General features: G+C 32.6%; 16 protein-coding genes and 1 other RNA gene. 5 read left to right on the top strand and 12 right to left on the bottom strand.

Going from position 1 to position 16,562, the window contains the following annotated elements; translation table 11 throughout:
* Positions 1-117 precede the first annotated feature (117 nt).
* Both AC30RD_RS01290 and upp read right to left on the bottom strand, forming a co-directional pair.
* Positions 118-2,310: a hybrid sensor histidine kinase/response regulator gene (locus AC30RD_RS01290; RefSeq protein WP_489492335.1), complete on the bottom strand. Its 2,193-nt coding sequence runs from the start codon at positions 2,308-2,310 to the stop codon at positions 118-120.
* A gap of 54 nt (positions 2,311-2,364) precedes the next feature.
* Positions 2,365-2,991, bottom strand: coding sequence for a uracil phosphoribosyltransferase (gene upp, locus AC30RD_RS01285; protein WP_489492333.1), 627 nt, complete (start codon positions 2,989-2,991; stop codon positions 2,365-2,367).
* Positions 2,992-3,064: 73 nt separating this feature from the next.
* Here upp and AC30RD_RS01280 point away from each other — a divergent pair, with 73 nt between their 5' ends.
* Entirely contained in the window at positions 3,065-3,454 is a 390-nt protein-coding gene (locus AC30RD_RS01280) for a PA2779 family protein (protein ID WP_489492331.1), read from the top strand.
* An 18-nt stretch (positions 3,455-3,472) separates the two neighbouring features.
* Positions 3,473-4,384 carry a PA2778 family cysteine peptidase gene (locus AC30RD_RS01275; protein WP_489492330.1) on the top strand — a complete coding sequence of 304 codons (912 nt, stop codon included), beginning with the start codon at positions 3,473-3,475 and terminating at the stop codon, positions 4,382-4,384.
* 2 nt (positions 4,385-4,386) lie between these two features.
* Here the strand turns inward: AC30RD_RS01275 and ssrA are convergent.
* Positions 4,387-4,764: a transfer-messenger RNA gene (ssrA, locus tag AC30RD_RS01270) on the bottom strand.
* A gap of 17 nt (positions 4,765-4,781) precedes the next feature.
* Positions 4,782-5,519: a tryptophan synthase subunit alpha gene (gene trpA / locus AC30RD_RS01265; protein WP_489492329.1), complete on the bottom strand. Its 738-nt coding sequence runs from the start codon at positions 5,517-5,519 to the stop codon at positions 4,782-4,784.
* Positions 5,520-5,614: 95 nt separating this feature from the next.
* Between trpA and panB the strand changes: the two genes are divergently transcribed.
* Genes panB through AC30RD_RS01250 form a run of 3 tightly spaced genes read left to right on the top strand, consistent with a single transcriptional unit; the run spans position 5,615 to position 8,472 of the window.
* Positions 5,615-6,406: a 3-methyl-2-oxobutanoate hydroxymethyltransferase gene (gene panB, locus AC30RD_RS01260; RefSeq protein ID WP_489492327.1), complete on the top strand. Its 792-nt coding sequence runs from the start codon at positions 5,615-5,617 to the stop codon at positions 6,404-6,406.
* Positions 6,407-6,421: 15 nt separating this feature from the next.
* Positions 6,422-7,429, top strand: a complete 1,008-nt coding sequence (gene ruvB / locus AC30RD_RS01255) for a Holliday junction branch migration DNA helicase RuvB (protein ID WP_489492326.1) — start codon at positions 6,422-6,424, stop codon at positions 7,427-7,429.
* Positions 7,430-7,437: 8 nt separating this feature from the next.
* On the top strand, positions 7,438-8,472 hold the full coding sequence (locus AC30RD_RS01250; RefSeq protein WP_489492325.1) for an AI-2E family transporter: 1,035 nt from the start codon (positions 7,438-7,440) through the stop codon (positions 8,470-8,472).
* A 105-nt stretch (positions 8,473-8,577) separates the two neighbouring features.
* On the opposite strand, the gene lgt is transcribed toward AC30RD_RS01250, so the two are convergent.
* From lgt to AC30RD_RS01210, 8 genes are all read right to left on the bottom strand, one after another.
* Positions 8,578-9,396, bottom strand: a complete 819-nt coding sequence (gene lgt, locus AC30RD_RS01245) for a prolipoprotein diacylglyceryl transferase (RefSeq protein WP_489492324.1) — start codon at positions 9,394-9,396, stop codon at positions 8,578-8,580.
* A complete protein-coding gene (locus tag AC30RD_RS01240; protein WP_489492323.1) occupies positions 9,397-10,173 on the bottom strand; it encodes a carbonic anhydrase in 777 nt (258 codons plus the stop codon).
* Complete coding sequence (locus tag AC30RD_RS01235) at positions 10,170-11,450, bottom strand: (Fe-S)-binding protein (protein ID WP_489492322.1); 1,281 nt, start codon at positions 11,448-11,450, stop codon at positions 10,170-10,172. Before AC30RD_RS01235 ends, AC30RD_RS01240 begins: the two co-directional genes overlap by 4 nt.
* A gap of 41 nt (positions 11,451-11,491) precedes the next feature.
* On the bottom strand, positions 11,492-12,859 hold the full coding sequence (gene hemN / locus AC30RD_RS01230; RefSeq protein ID WP_489492321.1) for an oxygen-independent coproporphyrinogen III oxidase: 1,368 nt from the start codon (positions 12,857-12,859) through the stop codon (positions 11,492-11,494).
* Positions 12,860-12,893: 34 nt separating this feature from the next.
* Positions 12,894-13,385: a DUF2603 domain-containing protein gene (locus AC30RD_RS01225; RefSeq protein WP_489492320.1), complete on the bottom strand. Its 492-nt coding sequence runs from the start codon at positions 13,383-13,385 to the stop codon at positions 12,894-12,896.
* Between the two features lie 10 nt (positions 13,386-13,395).
* Positions 13,396-14,319, bottom strand: coding sequence for an ornithine carbamoyltransferase (gene argF, locus AC30RD_RS01220; RefSeq protein WP_489492319.1), 924 nt, complete (start codon positions 14,317-14,319; stop codon positions 13,396-13,398).
* Positions 14,320-14,539: 220 nt separating this feature from the next.
* Positions 14,540-15,922, bottom strand: a complete 1,383-nt coding sequence (glcD, locus tag AC30RD_RS01215; RefSeq protein ID WP_489492318.1) for a glycolate oxidase subunit GlcD — start codon at positions 15,920-15,922, stop codon at positions 14,540-14,542.
* Positions 15,919-16,562 (bottom strand): plasminogen-binding N-terminal domain-containing protein (locus AC30RD_RS01210; protein ID WP_489492317.1); only part of this gene is annotated, 644 nt, incomplete at its 5' end. The genes AC30RD_RS01210 and glcD, both read right to left, overlap by 4 nt.

Raw genomic sequence — 16,562 nt, 5'->3', positions numbered from 1 at the left:
AAGTTGCGACAAATATCTGATATCCAACAGGCTCTAAAGTCTCCATCAATAAAGCTAAATTTTCCGGCGTATCATCAACTAGAAGTATTTTTGGCTTATAATTTATCTCTTCACTCATTATTTTCCTTTGTTTTTCATTTCGTTTATAATTTTTTCAAACTCAAAATTTCTTAAATAAGCAGATAAAGTCTTTTTTATCTCTTCGTCCTCAAGACCTTCTATAACTCTTTTTAAATCTGATATTTGCCCAATTTGTGCATAAGAGACTATTTTGTTTTTTATATCTTCATCAATTTTTTTATCTATTTTTTTAATCTCTTTTTCTTGAAATGAAATTTTTTCAAATTTTTGCGGAAAATATTTTAAAAAGATTTTATCAAGATCTCCTATACTAAAAGGCTTTGTAATATTTTCATCAAAAATCATAAAAAGATTGACATCGCTATATAAAAGAGACGATGCCGATAAGGCTACAATTATAGATTTTTTATCTATGTTTTTAATATCTTTGGTAGCCTCAATTCCGTCTTTTTTTGGCATTTTTATATCCATAAATACTAAATCTGGCTTAAAACTTCTATATTTTTCTACCGCTTCTATTCCATCTTTTGCAACATCAACCATGATCCCTTTTTGTTCCAATATATCTTTTAAAACTATTCTATTATCTTCTATATCATCGACTATTAAAACTCTTAAAGATTTGTTCCTTTTCAATACTAGCCCGTTATTATTAAAAGAATCTGATATAAGCTGAACTTTTTTTATTTTACCGCAAGGTATCTCAAAGAAAAATCTTGTTCCCTTCCCAACTTGTGATTCTAAAGTTAAACTTCCTCCAAGAAGTTTTACGTTGCTGTTGGCTATAGCCAGTCCAAGTCCTGTCCCTCCCCTTTTATAACCCTCTTCATTTTGAATAAAAGGCTCAAATATCTTTTCTTTTATAGAATCTTCTATCCCGATACCCGTATCTTTAACTTCAAAATAGCATTTATTATCTTTTTTATATTTAAATATCAGTTCAACTTCTCCTTTTTCCGTAAATTTTATAGCATTTCCCACAAGATTTAAAAGAATATGAAAAAGCTTTGTTTTATCTGTACGTATCAATAGATCCTCTTTTGGCATACCTACAATTTTCCATCCTATATTTTTATTTTCCGCTCTAATTTTAAATATCTGATAAAGACTTTTAAACATATTTGTTAAATTGAATTCAACTATATTTACTTTGTTCTTTCCCATCTCCATTTTAGTAATGTCTAAAATATCGTTTATTAAATCAAGAAGATGTCCACCTGCAATCAGAATGGACTCAACCATTCTTTTTTGGCGCTCGTTTAACTCTTTATCCTGTTTTAAAATCTGTGAATAACCAAGTATCGCATTTAAAAGTGTTCTTATCTCATGGGATATATTTGATAAAAATATACTTCTAGCCCTATTTGCCTCTTCGGCTTCTTTTCTTGCTTGTTCTGCTTTTATCCTCATCTCTTCAGCTATTCTTGTCTGTTCGAGAAGCTTTTTTTGATATCTTTCTCTCTCTGTTACGTCTATATCAAATCCTAACAGATATGTTTTTTCCTCATCTTTTATATAAATTGCATGTTCATCAAGATATCTAACCTCTCCATTAGGTCTTATAACTCTATATGTAATCTTATAATTTTCTCTATCTTTTAAAGAGTTTTCAAAAACGTGAGATACGAAACTTTTATCATCTAGATCGATAAAACTACTTTTTGCAAGAATCTTAGGAGTATCTTTTGATTTATTTAATCCCAATATATTATACATTTCGTTGCTCCAATAGACCTTCATACTATCAAGGTCTATCTCCCAAATCCCGATATGCGCCTCTTTTTGGATAAGGTTGAAATACTGTTCTATTTTATTTGCAAAATCATCTATTCCCAAATCTTTTTTTAAAGATTTCTCAACCAAATCTTTTAAATCCCTTTTGCCGTTTTGAAGTCTCATCAAAATAAGACTCTCCTCATCCAATCTAAAAGATACAGCTTCGATTTTTGATTCTATTTTTGCGCCGTTACTTAGTAGAAAATGGACGTTGCAGTTGATAATATCTTCACTATCTTTTATCTTTTTTAAACATCTATTTTGTTCATTATAAAAATCTTTATCCAAAATTTCTAAAATATTTTTGCCTAAAATATTTTCCGGTTGATAACCAAGCAGGTGCCTGACTTTTTCGTTTATAGATAAAATCTCGAAATTTGGCTTTAATATAAAGATATGATCGTCTGAGTTTTTTAATATACTTAAAAGATAATGAATTTTTTCTCTTTTCAATAGAAGGCCTTTTAGATTTTTTTTTATTATATCTTAAGATTTTTCATATCTACTTTAAAGAGTATTATAAGCCCTGTCACCAGCGTCTCCAATGCCTGGAATTATATATTTTTGATCATTTAATTTTTCATCGATTTGAGCTATATATATTTTAACATCGGGATGGGATTTTGACACGTAAAAAAGCCCCTCTTTGACTCCAACTATATTTAAACTAACGATATTTTTTGGTTTTTGTTTTTTTATCTCAGATATCGCATCATGCAAAGATCCTCCCGTAGCAACCATAGGATCGAGTATTATTGCGGTTTTATTTTTAAGATCTGGAATCCTTTTATAATATAGTATGGACTTAAAAGTTGTCTCATCCCTTTTCATAGCTAAAAATCCCGCTTTCGCCAATGGCATAATATCTATTATTCCATCTAACATCGGAAGACCCGCTCTTAAGATCGGTATAAAAACATAATTTTCTTCCGGCAAAAAACCAAAACTTTTTTTGCCTATCCAAGTATTAATCTCTTTTTCCTCAAGTTTTTCATCTTTTAAAGCTTCAAAAAGCAAAATCTTTGCTATTGCTCCTACATATTTTCTAAAAAGATTACTATCAAGATTTACATCTCTTATCTTATTTACAAGATCTTTAATTAATGGATGCAAAGATTCAAAAACGTTATCCATTTTTATCCTTTAAAGATTTTTAACATATTATATGATACCATTAATCAATAAAATCAAATATAAAGGATTTAAAATGGCAAAAGTTGGCAAATTTATCTTATCTTTATTATTGGGGATTTCGGTATTTTCAAGCACAACATACGCATCTTTTGTTTCAACTCAAGCCGTTGTAGAAAAAAATCTATCAAATATAGAGCAAAAAAGGGCAAAATTAAAATCTTTCTTAAAAAGAGAAGATGTTATTAAAAAATTCGAAGCTATGGGTATAGATCCAGAAGATGCCCAAAAAAGAGTAGCTTTATTAAGTGACGAGGAGGTTGAGAAGATCTCTAAAAATATAGATAATATGCCTGCAGGCGGTAATGCGATAATAGGCGCTATTGTTTTAATATTTTTGGTTTTATTGATAACAGATATTTTAGGATATACAAAAGTATTTACCTTTACAAGACCTATTCAATAGATTATGAAAAAAGGATGGTTGGCTCTGTTTTTTTCCATCCTTTTTTTAGGATGCTCCTCTAAAAATATAAATCCTCCCCCAGAGATAAACAGCAAAAAATTTTTAGATGTTCCATATGTTCCACAGCAAAAATATTATTGTGGACCATCTTCTGTTTTGATGATTTTAAAATATTGGCAAAAAAAAGGATATATAAAAAATACGCCAACATTTGATGAAATAGTAAAAAAAGTTTATATTCCTCAAAAAAAAGGTTCTATAAAAATTGAGTTAAAATCTATAATAAGAGATAAAAATCTTTTATATTTTGAAAAAAATCAAAATTTATTATACATTTTAAAAGCCATCGACAATGGCTTTCCGGTTCTTGTTTTGCTAAATCTTGCTTTTGAAAAATATCCTATTTGGCATTATGCGGTTGTTTTTGGATATGATATAAAAAAAAGAAAAATATATTTAAGATCAAGAAAACAGATAGAAACTTTATCTTTTTACAGTTTTGAAAATCTCCATAAAAAAGCAAACAACTGGTTTCTTATAATAACTCCTTCCCAAAAAATACCAAATTTTATAACAAAAAAAGAGTTTATAAATACACTTATCGAACTAGAAAAGGCAAAAAAATATGATCTTATTTTAAAAGCCGCCAAAAACGGACTCAATAGATGGAGAAACGATTTTGAGATACTTACAGCTTTAGGCAATAGTTACTATTTATTAAACAGATATAAAGAGGCAAAAAAAATTTATAAAAAAATTTTAACTATAAAAAAAGATCCTCTCATACTAAACAATCTTGCTCTAACATATATGCACCTAAATGAGTGCGAAAAAGCTAAAAAAAGTATAAAAAAAGCCATTGAACTTGATCAAAAAAATAGAGATTTTTATGAAAAAAGTTATATGGAGATTATAAATTATTGCAGATAATTTGGTGGAGGTGTCGGGAATCGAACCCGAGTCCAGAAACAACCGATATTAGGCCTCTACATGCTTAGTAGCGCTGATTAATCTCAGCTATTAAAGGCTCAGCGCCCAAAGCCTTTAATAGCCCAGCCAAAATATGTCAGCCTTAGGCTTGGCAACCTAAGACTCAAGCCCTCTTTTTTGTGACCCCGCAAGATCCAGACTTAGAGGGCAAAGTCTGGTGCGAGGGACCGTGTAAGTTTAGTTAAACTTACGCAGCTACAGCGTAAGCCGGTCTATAATCTGTATTGTTTGCGTCTATTTTTTTGAGGAATTTTAACGGCGTTCCTCAAGCCGGCATGCAGCCTAATACCGACTGCTCCTGTCGAAGCCAAGTCACCCCCGTATCTGGGAGATTGGCTTAGGAGTTTATTAAATCCTTAATTCTTCCTGAAAGCTCGCATATTTTATCAATTTTTTCTTTATTTGTCAAATCTTGTAACAATATCTTCACAAACGCACTACCAACTATCACCCCTTCCACATTTTTAGCTTTCTCTTTTGCCGTCTTTTCGTTTACTCCAAAACCTATATAAACCGGAGTGTTAGTATGTTTTTTTATATTATTTATTACTTCGCTTATATCTTCGCTCTTTTGGCTTCCAGTAATTCCGGCATACGCAACAAGATAGATAAATTTTTTAGAATCTTTTACTATTGTTTTTATCCTCTCTTCATTATCTGTGGGTGCTACAAAATCTATAAGAGCGATATTTGCCTCATCAAACAAAGCTCTATAACTTAGAGCCTCTTCATAAGGGAGATCTGGGATTATAAAACCGCTTACTCCAAGCTTTTTCGCCTCATCTATAAAATATTTAACCCCTTTATGATAAAAAGGGTTAAAATATCCCATCCATAAAGTATCTATCTTTTTTGCTATTTTTTCACTGATATATAAAGTATCCTTTATCCTAAACCCACCTTTTAAAGCCCTTACGTTTGCCTCTTCTATAACCGGACCATCGGCTACTGGATCTGAAAACGGTATCCCAAGCTCAATAGAATCTACACCATTTTCTTTCATCGCCAAAGCTAAATCTATCGTAAATTCTCTATCTGGTAAAGCTGAAGTAATATAAGCGACAAGCTTTTTCAAAAACAATCCTTTATGCCAATTTACTATAAATTTTTATCAAAATTATACCTATATTTTGATAAAATCAATAATAAATGATAATTTACGGGGAGATAATGAAGAAAAAAGAGACCATATCCACTCTTCAAAACAAAAAGGGCAAAGAGCCTATTGTGATGATCACTGCATATGACGCTCTTTTTGCCAAACTGTTTGAAGAGCATGCGGATATTATTTTGGTTGGAGATAGTTTAAATATGAGTTTTTTGGGAGAAAGCGATACTTTATCTGCCACTATTGAGCAGATGATATATCATACAAAAGCCGTTTGTAACGGAGCAAAAAATAGCTTTATTGTTTGCGATATGCCCTTTGGAACATACATAGATAAAAAAGAGGCTTTAAAAAACGCGATAAAAATCTATCAAAATACTAAAGCAGACGCGGTTAAAATAGAAGGAGGCTTGCAAAAAGCCGATATTATAAAATATCTAACCGACAATTCAATTGCCGTAATGGGCCATATTGGGCTACTTCCCCAAAATTTTAGGGGAGAGGGAGGATACAAAATAAAAGGCAAAGATGAAAAAGAGTTAAAAAAAATTCTTGCAGATGCAAAAGCCGTTGAGGAAGCAGGGGCCTTTTGCATAGTGATTGAGGGAGTAAAATCTGAGGTAGCAAAAATAGTCACAGAGCATGTAAACATTCCAACTATTGGAATAGGAGCGGGACCATATACTGACGGTCAGGTTCTTGTATGGTCTGATATGCTGGGTTTTTTTGATGAGTTTAAACCAAAATTTGTAAAAAGATATTTAGATGGGGCAAAACTTGTAAAAGATGCTTTGAAAAAATATGCTTATGAAGTAAAAAAAAGAGAATTTCCAAGTAAAGAGTTTGAGTATTAATATAAAAGAGGCAAAATGGAAAGAATAGTAGAGATTGAAAAATTTGAGGCAGAAAATAGTTTTGAAAACAGTTTAAGACCTTCAAAATGGAATGAATATATAGGTCAAGAAAAAATTAAAAAAAATCTACAAGTTTTTATAGAAGCGAGCAAAAAAAGAGAAGAAGCACTTGATCATATACTTTTTTTCGGACCTCCCGGACTTGGAAAAACCACTCTTGCTCATATCATAGCCTCTGAAATGGAAGCAAACATAAAAATAACAGCGGCTCCCATGATAGAAAAAAGCGGAGATTTAGCAGCTATTTTAACAAACCTGGAAGAGGGTGATATCTTATTTATAGACGAGATTCATAGATTATCTCCCGCAATTGAAGAGATATTATACCCTGCTATGGAGGATTTTAGATTAGATATTATTATCGGTAGCGGACCAGCAGCCCAAACGATAAAGATAGATCTACCAAGATTTACCCTAATAGGGGCAACTACGAGAGCCGGAATGATCAGCAATCCTTTAAGAGATAGATTTGGTATGCATTTTAGGATGCAGTTTTATACCCCTCAAGAGCTTTCAAAAATCGTTGAAAACGCAAGTTTAAAGCTAAATAAAAAGATTGAAAAAGAGGCGGCATTAGAGATCGCAAAAAGAAGCAGAGGCACTCCAAGAGTGGCTTTGAGACTTTTAAAAAGAGTTAGGGATTTTGCCGAAGTTGCAAACGAAGAAACCATAAAAGTGGATAGAACAAAATATGCTTTAGATGAACTTGGAGTAAATGAAAAAGGATTTGACGAGCTTGATATTAAACTTTTAAAACTTTTAGCCTCCTCAAAGGGAAAACCTCTTGGACTAAATACCATAGCCGCCGCGTTAAGTGAGGATGAAGGAACTATTGAAGATGTTATTGAACCCTATCTTTTGGCACAGGGTTATATCCAAAGAACAGCTAGGGGTAGAGTCGCTACTGTTAAAACATATGAGCTTTTAAAAATCTCACCAAATATTCAAGATACTCTTTTTTAAGGTAAGATATGAAACCTATTCACTTTCTTGGGATTTTGACTTTAATAGTAGGATATTTTGCCTATAAGGTATTTTATCCATTTTTAGAAAGTATAATTATCGCTATTTTATTGGCTATCGCAACATATAAAATAAACTATTTTTTTCTTATAAAAACAAAAAATAAAACTCTATCGGCTACTATAAGCACATTTTTGATTGCGATACTCTTTTTCGCTCCTATAGTGTATCTTATCACAACCGCGGCTACCACGATAGCTCAGCTTGATATGGAAAATATAAAAGATATATATAATAACGTTTATAGTTGGGTAAACGATTTTATATCAAACAACCGCTATTTAAAAGATACAAATATTACAGAGTATTTAGCAAAAATCGATCTAAATACCGCCGTTAATAAGCTTGTATCTATCGCCTCATTTTTAGCCGCTAAAAGTGCAAAATTTTTAAAAGATATAGTTTTGATTTTAATATTTTATTTTTTTGCAAATCTTTATGGAAAGGATCTACTGCTATATTTTCAAAAGATTATGCCTCTTTCGGCTAAAGAGAGTTCAAAAATATTTGAATCTTTGGCAAACGTAATGGGAGTTGTTTTTAGCTCTATTTTGGCAACGGCTCTTTTTGAAGGGATACTTTTTGGGATAATCGCGCAAATTTACGGATATAACGGGATAATGTTTGGGATACTTTACGGCTTTGCCTCTTTAATCCCAGTAATTGGAGGGATAATAATGTGGCTTCCCCTATCTCTTCATCAGTTTGCTCACGGAAATACATCCGCAGCGATCACAATAGCCCTATATTCGATCATAGTCATATCCATAATCGCCGATACTTTTATAAAACCAATCATTATAAAATATATCGATACGCTTTTAATCAAAAAAGAGGTTTTTATAAATGAGATGCTTGTATTTTTCTCTATTGTTGCCGGACTTGCAAGCTATGGATTTTGGGGGATGATAATAGGACCTGCGGTTTTGACTCTTTTAATCTCTATATTAAATATCTATCCTGAGATAAATGAAAAATCCTAACTTCTTTTTCTTCCTTTTTTCTTTACATATTTGATAACAAAATATGGCATAACCGCCAAAAAAATCATAAATATAAACGTAACATACAACCCTATCATATGAGTATCATTCATATACTCTCCTTTTTAAAAGATAATAATATAAAATCAAAGATATAAATATCATAACAAGCGATAAAAGCTGCCCCATAGTCATCCAACCGCAACATATAAATCCAAGCTGAATATCGGGAGCCCTAAAAAACTCGGCGATAAATCTAAAAAACCCATACAATATTCCATATAATAAAATAAGTTCTCCATTAAATCTTTTTCTTTTTCTATAAAAATATAATATTACAAATATTAAAAAACCTTCCAAAAATGCTTCATAAAGCTGAGAAGGATGCCTTAATGTCCCATTTACATAAATTCCCCAAAAAACATCTGTCTCTCTACCTATTAGCTCTTGGTTTAAAAAGTTTCCAACTCTTCCAAAAATATATCCAAGTGGAACAGATATAGCAACTATATCCATTAAAAACCAAAAATCTTTTTTATACCTTTTTGAGTATATGTAAGTAGCTACCAAAAAGCCAATAAGGGCTCCATGATAGCTCATCCCCCTAATACCTACGAAAGTACCGTTTAAAAAAGGGTTAAATATCTGCCAAGGATGGGTTAGATAATAAAAAGTGTGAGTATCATAAAAAAGTATATATCCAAGCCTTGCCCCCAAAATTACGCCGATTTCCACATATATAAAGTAGCTCTCAAGCTCTTTTTTTGAAATCGGCAATTTATCCTTTTTGACTATATATTCGGCAAAAAAGAGCGCTGTCAAAAGCGCTAAAACATACATAATCCCGTACCAATGCACGGGAAAACCAAATATATAAAAAGCTACCGGATCAAAAAAATCGTAAATTCTATTCCAATACTCCATCTATTTTAAGATTATCCTCGCGTTTAAAGGCTGAATTGGTCTATTATTTTTTCCCATAACTTTTCTCATAATATCAAGTTGCTCTTTACTCGCTTCTGCTGGAGTTTTTATAACGATCCATCTTACTCCTTCGCTACAAGGCGGAGTGGTTAAAGAGCCGCTATATCTATAATAATCAAGTTTTCTAGGAAATAAATCTCCGGGATTAAACATCTCAGCAAGCAAAGAGACATGCCCTTTTTCTTTTGGCAATTGATATAAAACTTTTTTTAATCCTCTATTTTCCCTTCCCTCTTTATACATTATGGCAATTACCGCTAAATTGCCATCTTTGTCCATATGAACAAAATGTGCTTCCATAGGGTATTGAATACCATCTATTTTATTTTCGCTTGGAGTATGAAAATGAAACTGTTTTAAAACAAACGTTTTTCCATCTATTTCTATCTTATTACCTTTATTTGTATTTACTTTGATAGTATGTCCGTTGTTTATAATACTCACGGCGTTTCCGGCGTATGTAATTTTTAGTTTTGGAAGATTTGCTTCAACAAATCTATTTAGGTCAATTGGTGACTGATTTTTGCCATCTTTACACATAAAATACTCATCTTTCAAATCCCCCCAAAATTCAGGACCGCTTGAGCCGCTATAGCTCCAATGGGCACTGTGCAATCTTTTTTGAACAGCCTTTGTGGCACTAATGGCAACTTGATTAATATCCGCAAAAACGATAGACAAAACACCTGCAAACGCCAACAATATACCTTTTTTCATTTATTACTCCTTTTTAAAGCTTGGGCTATTAACTCCAATGGATTTTTAAAAATCGTATCAACTTCATTTTGAAATAAAGAGTTACTTATCTGCACCCTACAGGCGCTACATTCTGCGGCAACTATATCCGCACCTGTCTCTTTTATCATAGCCGCTTTAGGTTTACCTGCGGCCTCGGCCAAATGAAACTTTTCGCTCTGAATAGTAACTCCTCCAAATCCGCAGCATCTATTTGGATCGCTCATCTCTACAAGAGTAAAATTTCTGTTTAAAAGTTCTCTTGGCTCTTTATAGACTCCCTGAACCTTCCTTGCATGGCAGGGATCATGATAGGTAATTTTTTTGTCAAATTTTATATTTTTTTTCTCTAAAATTTCTTTTAAATGGGTATATTTATATAACCACTCGGTAGCTAAAAATATCTTTTTGTTTAATTTTTTTGCCCTTTTTTCATAATCTTTTAAATCCCTGTTTTTAAAAAAAACTTCCCAATCATGCTTTATCATAGCGCTACATGTGGCTTCTGGGATAATAATCGCTTCAACCTCATCAATAAAACTCTCAAAATATTCTATATTAAATTTAGCCAAAGCCTCAACTGTTTCAAAATCTCCAGTAAAATATGCCGGAGCGGCGCAACATTTTTGTTTTTTTGGGATTAATATATCATATCCCAACTCTTTTAATATATAAATTAAGCTATCTCCGATCTCTGTATAATTATAATTTGCCAAACAACCTATAAAAATTGCAACCTTTTTTTTATTTGATACATTTATAGTCTCAGGATAACTGTTTAAAAAACTTTTGCTTGAGATAGAGGGCAAAAGTCTATCTTTTTTTACCATAGGAAAATTAAATCTAGGAATCAAACCTCTTTTATTTTTCTCCTCCTTCACAGCACAACTTTTAAATACGTATCCAAGTTTACTCGCTAAATCCATAGCCCATCTATGTCTTAAAAGCCAAAAAAACGCCCTTTTATACCATGCGATTCCATACTTTTTGGCTATATCGGCTCGAACCTCTTCTATTACCATATCGGTTGGAAGAGAATTTGGACATACATCTACGCAGTTTGTGCATAAAAAACAGCTCTCAAATATATCTTTTGCGTTTTTATCTAACTCCAACTCCCCTTTTTGATAATCCCCAAGAAGCTCGATAAAACCCCTTGGGCTTGTAACTTCGTCAGGATTGATCTGATGAATTGTGCATGTAGGTATACACTTTCCGCATTTTATACATTCATCGCTTATTTTAGTAAACTCAAACAAATTTCTCCTTTAAATTGAATGCTAAAAAATTTTGCAAATTTTTATACCGTTTTACTAAATACCTTTTTGGTATCTTTATGTTTTTTCAAATATGCGTCAAATACCATAGCAATATTTCTAATAAGCATCGCTCCGGTTTCGCTAACTGTTATAAAATCATCCTCTATTTTTAAAAGTTCCTCTTTTTCAAACTCTTTTAGCTCTTCTAATGAGTCTTTAAAATACTCTTTAAAATCTATATTAAACTCTTTTTCTACTCTTTTTATATCAAGTTTAAAATTTGCCATCAACTCCATAATAACCATCTTTCTTACTTTATCGTCAAAAGTAAGCTCAACACCTCTCCAAAAGGGCAATCTATCTTCATCTATAGCTTTTTCATAAAGTGCCATCTCTTTATAGTTTTGTGCATAATAATCTTCCCCCTCACCTATACTTGTTAGGCCTATTCCTATTAAATTGGCTCCCCCTTTAGTAGTATATCCTTGAAAATTTCTATGGAGTTCTCCTTTTTCTATAGCCTTAAAAAGCTCATCATCCGGTTTTGCAAAATGATCCATACCTATCATTTTATATCCGTTGCTTGTCCAAAAATCTATGATATATTTTAATATTTTTAACTTTTCTTGAGGGGAAGGAAGAGTAGTTTCATCAATCTTTCTCATAGTCTTTTTCATCCATGGCACATGAGCATAATTAAAAATCGCAAGTCTATCTGGATCTAACTTTAAAGTAAGTTCAAGTGTCTTTTTAAAACTATCTAATGTTTGAAAAGGGAGTCCATAAATCAAATCTATATTTATACTTTTTATGCCATACTCTCTTGCAAGATCTACGGCCCTTTTTGTTATCTCAAAACTTTGTATTCTATGAACGGCCATCTGCACGCTCTCATCAAAATCTTGCACACCAAAACTTACTCTATTAAACCCCCCTTCAACTAAAACTTCCATCTGCTCTTTTGTTAAAAATCTTGGATCTATCTCACAACTAATTTCTGCTTCTTTACTGAAATTTGGAAATCTATTTTTTATATGGGCAATTATCTCTTTTAATTGCGCAGCAGAAAAGAAAGTTGGAGTTCCTCCTCCAAAATGGAGTTGTATAACCTCTCTTTTGGTATTTAAATATTTTTTTAATATATCCATCTCTTTTTTTAAATATTTTATATATCTATCCTTTTTTCCCTCTTTTGAGGTAAATACAACATTACATCCGCAAAAATAGCATGCGCTTCTACAAAAAGGAAGATGAAAATATAAAGAAAGGGGTTTGTTTGGATTTTGCTCTTTTAATTTTTGTATATATCTATCATATGTAAAATCCTCGCTAAACTCTACAGCGGTAGGATAGCTTGTATATCTAGGTCCCGGTTTTGAATATTTGGCAAATTTTTCAAAATCAATCATTTTTTCCTCTTTAAATTTAATACAACATCTAAGATTAGCTTTGCTCTTTAAACCCTAAATCTTTTAGTTTCAAAAAAAGATTTGGATGATTCTTTTTTATATCTTTAATTAGCTTTTTTATATCGATATCTAAAAGATGTTTATCTTTGCTTTTTGAGAGTCTATTTTGAATCTCTTGCATTGCAACCACCCATACATCGTTAAAATCTACCGGCAGATTTTCTAAAATTGCTTTTTCAAGTTTTAAATTGAAATTTTCATATTTTGTTTTTCTCAAAGAGTTAATCAACTCCATAATGGACTCCAAAGAGGACAATACATAAACTTTGTTATCCTCTCCGATTACAAACCAAGGTGCTTTTGAATCCCATTTTCCTTGTAAAAGTTCCAATATTTTTTTATTGGGATCTTCTGCGTCGGTAATTTTTACAACCGTTAAATTTTTTGCATCTACAATGCCGAGTTCATCGGCCATTTTATTGATATTTTCTAATAAATTATCTCCATCTATATTTTTTAACTGCACATTCCCTCCATTAATGCCTATTTTTATCCAACCAAACCATTATACCTTTTTGAGCATGCAATCTATTTTCCGCCTCATCAAAAATCTCATTGGCATGCTTTTCAAAGACCTCTTCGCTTACCTCATATCCTCTATAAGCAGGGAGGCAGTGTAAAAAAATTGCATCTTTTTTTGCTAAATTCATAAGATTCTCATCCACCATAAACCCTTGAAAATCTTTCAATCTTTTCTCTTTTTCATTTTCCTGCCCCATACTAATCCATGTATCTGTAGTTACCACATCCGCATCTTTTACGGCCTCTTTTGGATCGTTTAAAACAGATATTTTGGCTTTGCTTTTTTGCGCAAAATTTAGTGCTTCTTTTAAAATCTCTTCTTTTGGCTCATACCCTTTTGGAGTTGCCACTCTTAATTCAAAACCGAGTTTACTTGCTAACATTAGCCAACTATGAGCCATATTGTTTCCATCTCCTACATAAGCTACGATGGGATTTTTATCTTTATTATATTCTATCATCGTCAAATAATCAGCCATTAGCTGAACCGGGTGATAATCATCACTCAATCCGTTAATTACCGGGACTTTGCTATATGCCGCAAACTCTTCAAGTTTTGAGTGTTCATAAGTTCTTATCATAACCAAATCGCACATTCTAGATATAACCCTCGCGGTATCTTTAATAGGCTCTCCCCTTCCCATCTGAATATCGTTTTTGCTTAAAAAAAGGCCTATTCCGCCAAGTTGGTATATGCCAACTTCAAAACTAACCCTGGTTCTAGTTGAGCTTTTTTCAAATATCATAGCAAGGGTTTGTCCCTCAAGATACGGCACAAACTCGCCTCTTTTTGTTTCTGCTTTTATATCTTGCGCTATTTTTATAATTTCTAATATCTCATCTTTACTAAAATCTTTAAGTGTTAAAAAATGCCTCAATTTGATTCCTTTGAAAAAAATAAAAAGTAATTATACAATAAGAGATTGAAAATTTAGAATTAGACATAGGACATTGGTAAACTAGAATTTGGAATTGGCGATTTTCCAACTTCCCATCCAACTACTTAACTACCAAACCACTCAACCACTCAACCATTTTAACCACTCAACCACTCAACCGTTTTAACTTTTTTAACCATTTTAACCAAAATCAATCACCCTATAACCCCATCTTACCGGGATTTAATATATTATTTGGATCAAAAGCTTTTTTTATCGCTCGAAAAAGATTTAGCTCCTCTTGGCTAAAAGCCATTTTCATAAAAGGAGCCTTACTTAAACCAATTCCATGTTCTCCGCTAAGAGTTCCGCCTATTTTTATAGTCATTTCAAATATCTCTTCTATAGCCTTATAGCCTATTTCTACCTGAGCTTTATCATCTTTATCTACCATAACGTTAGTATGAACGTTTCCATCTCCCGTGTGTCCAAAGCATGGTATTTTTACGCCATATTTTTTAGAGATCTTCTCAACCTCTTTTAGATATTTTGGGAGCATACTTCTTGGAACGGTAACATCTTCGTTTATCTTTTTACTTCCATAGATTGTGATACTTTGACTTGCATTTCTTCTTGCAAACCATATATCGGCCGCCTCTTTTTCATCTTTTGCGACCTTAAACTCTCTACAGCCGTTTTCAAAAAAATATTTTTTCAAAAGAGAAATTTGATAATCTATCTCCTCTTCAACATTTCCGTCTATATCGCTTATCAATATCGCACCTGCATCAATAGGCAGTCCTTTTTGAAACTTCTCTTCTACGGCTCTAATGGTTAAATTATCCAAAAACTCCATCGCTACAGGATTTGCCCCGCCTGCTAAAGATTTATATACTGCGTTCATAGCATCTTCCACGCTATCAAAAACACCCATCACGGTTTTTGTTAGACGAGGTTTTGACAAAAGTTTTAAAGTAATCTCCGTAATTACGGCCAAAGTTCCTTCACTTCCAACCAGTATACCAGCCAAATTGTAACCTGCAACATCTTTTATAGTTTTTTTGCCGGCTCTAATAATATCTCCATTTGGCAAAACGGCTCTTAAAGCCATTACATAATCTTTTGTTATTCCATATTTTGCGGCTCTCATCCCTCCGGCGTTTTCGGCAACATTTCCACCTATTGTAGAGTATTCTTGGCTTGCGGGATCTGGAGGATAAAAAAGTCCGACCTTTTCAACCTCTCTTTGAAGATCTTTGTTTATGACTCCCGGTTGAACTACCGCAACCATATTTTCCATATCAATTTCTAAGATCTTATTCATATATTTTTCCACGGCAAGCACAATACCCCCTTTTACCGGAAGCGCTCCTCCGGTAAATCCGCTTCCGGCTCCCCTTGGGACAACTGGAATTAGATGTTTGTTGCAATATTTTAAAATTTTGCTAACATCCTCTTCATTTTTTGGAAAAACCACAGCATCGGGTTTAAAATGCTCTCTTGTGGCGTCATATGAGTAGGCTAAAAGATGGGCTTTGTCCGATTTTACGTTCTCTTTTCCGATCAATTCTTCTAATTTTTTTATATGTTTATCTTCTATCATCTTAACTCCAAAAGATTGGTATAATAATTATCATAATCTTTTATTTCGCTTGCTCCGTAAAAGCTAAACCATCCAGACTCTATCTCTTTTAATCTACTATAAAATGGAAGTTTTATTTTTGTCCTATCTACCGTTATATTTTCACTCTCTACGCTTTTTAAACTATAACAATCTACAAAATAGCCTCTATTCTTTATCGCAAAATACAAAATTCCAACTGCGTATCTGTTGCAAAAGTTCTTAAAATCCTCTTTAGTAGGTGCTGGGTTGTTGGATTTTGAAAGTTCTGCTGCAAAAAGGTCTGGATGCATCCACTCTATTTTTGGATGTTTTTTTACTATATTTTCGTATGTTTTAAAATTTGGCGCTATAATCAACCCTCTATCATATAGATAATTTAAAATAACTTTATCCCCGGCTCTTGGAGCGATATTTGGCGTTGGGAGATTTGGCTGTTTTAAAGCGTCAAATACTCTAAAGGCGATTTTGTCTTTTTCTATTAACTCGGCTCTTGCCACAATTGTTGAGTGCTCTTTGTCAAAATAGTGCACTACAACCCCGCTACTACCGATAGGCGCCTCACAATTTTCAATATTTGCCGTAAAGTTTGAGCTTTTAACGATTTTACTATCTATGTTTG

This window comes from Nitrosophilus sp. (genome assembly GCF_982775275.1).
Note: the sequence above shows the minus strand (reverse complement) of the source record. Positions and strands in the feature narration are given on the sequence as shown.

Excerpts from the sequence above, each read along its gene's own strand:
- AC30RD_RS01240 (WP_489492323.1), bottom strand. The coding sequence starts at position 10,173 with ATGAAAAAAGGTATATTGTTGGCGTTTGCAGGTGTTTTGTCTATCGTT.
- AC30RD_RS01280 (WP_489492331.1), top strand. The coding sequence starts at position 3,065 with ATGGCAAAAGTTGGCAAATTTATCTTATCTTTATTATTGGGGATTTCG.
- lgt (WP_489492324.1), bottom strand. The coding sequence starts at position 9,396 with ATGGAGTATTGGAATAGAATTTACGATTTTTTTGATCCGGTAGCTTTT.
- AC30RD_RS01250 (WP_489492325.1), top strand. The coding sequence starts at position 7,438 with ATGAAACCTATTCACTTTCTTGGGATTTTGACTTTAATAGTAGGATAT.
- glcD (WP_489492318.1), bottom strand. The coding sequence starts at position 15,922 with ATGATAGAAGATAAACATATAAAAAAATTAGAAGAATTGATCGGAAAA.
- panB (WP_489492327.1), top strand. The coding sequence starts at position 5,615 with ATGAAGAAAAAAGAGACCATATCCACTCTTCAAAACAAAAAGGGCAAA.
- hemN (WP_489492321.1), bottom strand. The coding sequence starts at position 12,859 with ATGATTGATTTTGAAAAATTTGCCAAATATTCAAAACCGGGACCTAGA.
- ruvB (WP_489492326.1), top strand. The coding sequence starts at position 6,422 with ATGGAAAGAATAGTAGAGATTGAAAAATTTGAGGCAGAAAATAGTTTT.
- upp (WP_489492333.1), bottom strand. The coding sequence starts at position 2,991 with ATGGATAACGTTTTTGAATCTTTGCATCCATTAATTAAAGATCTTGTA.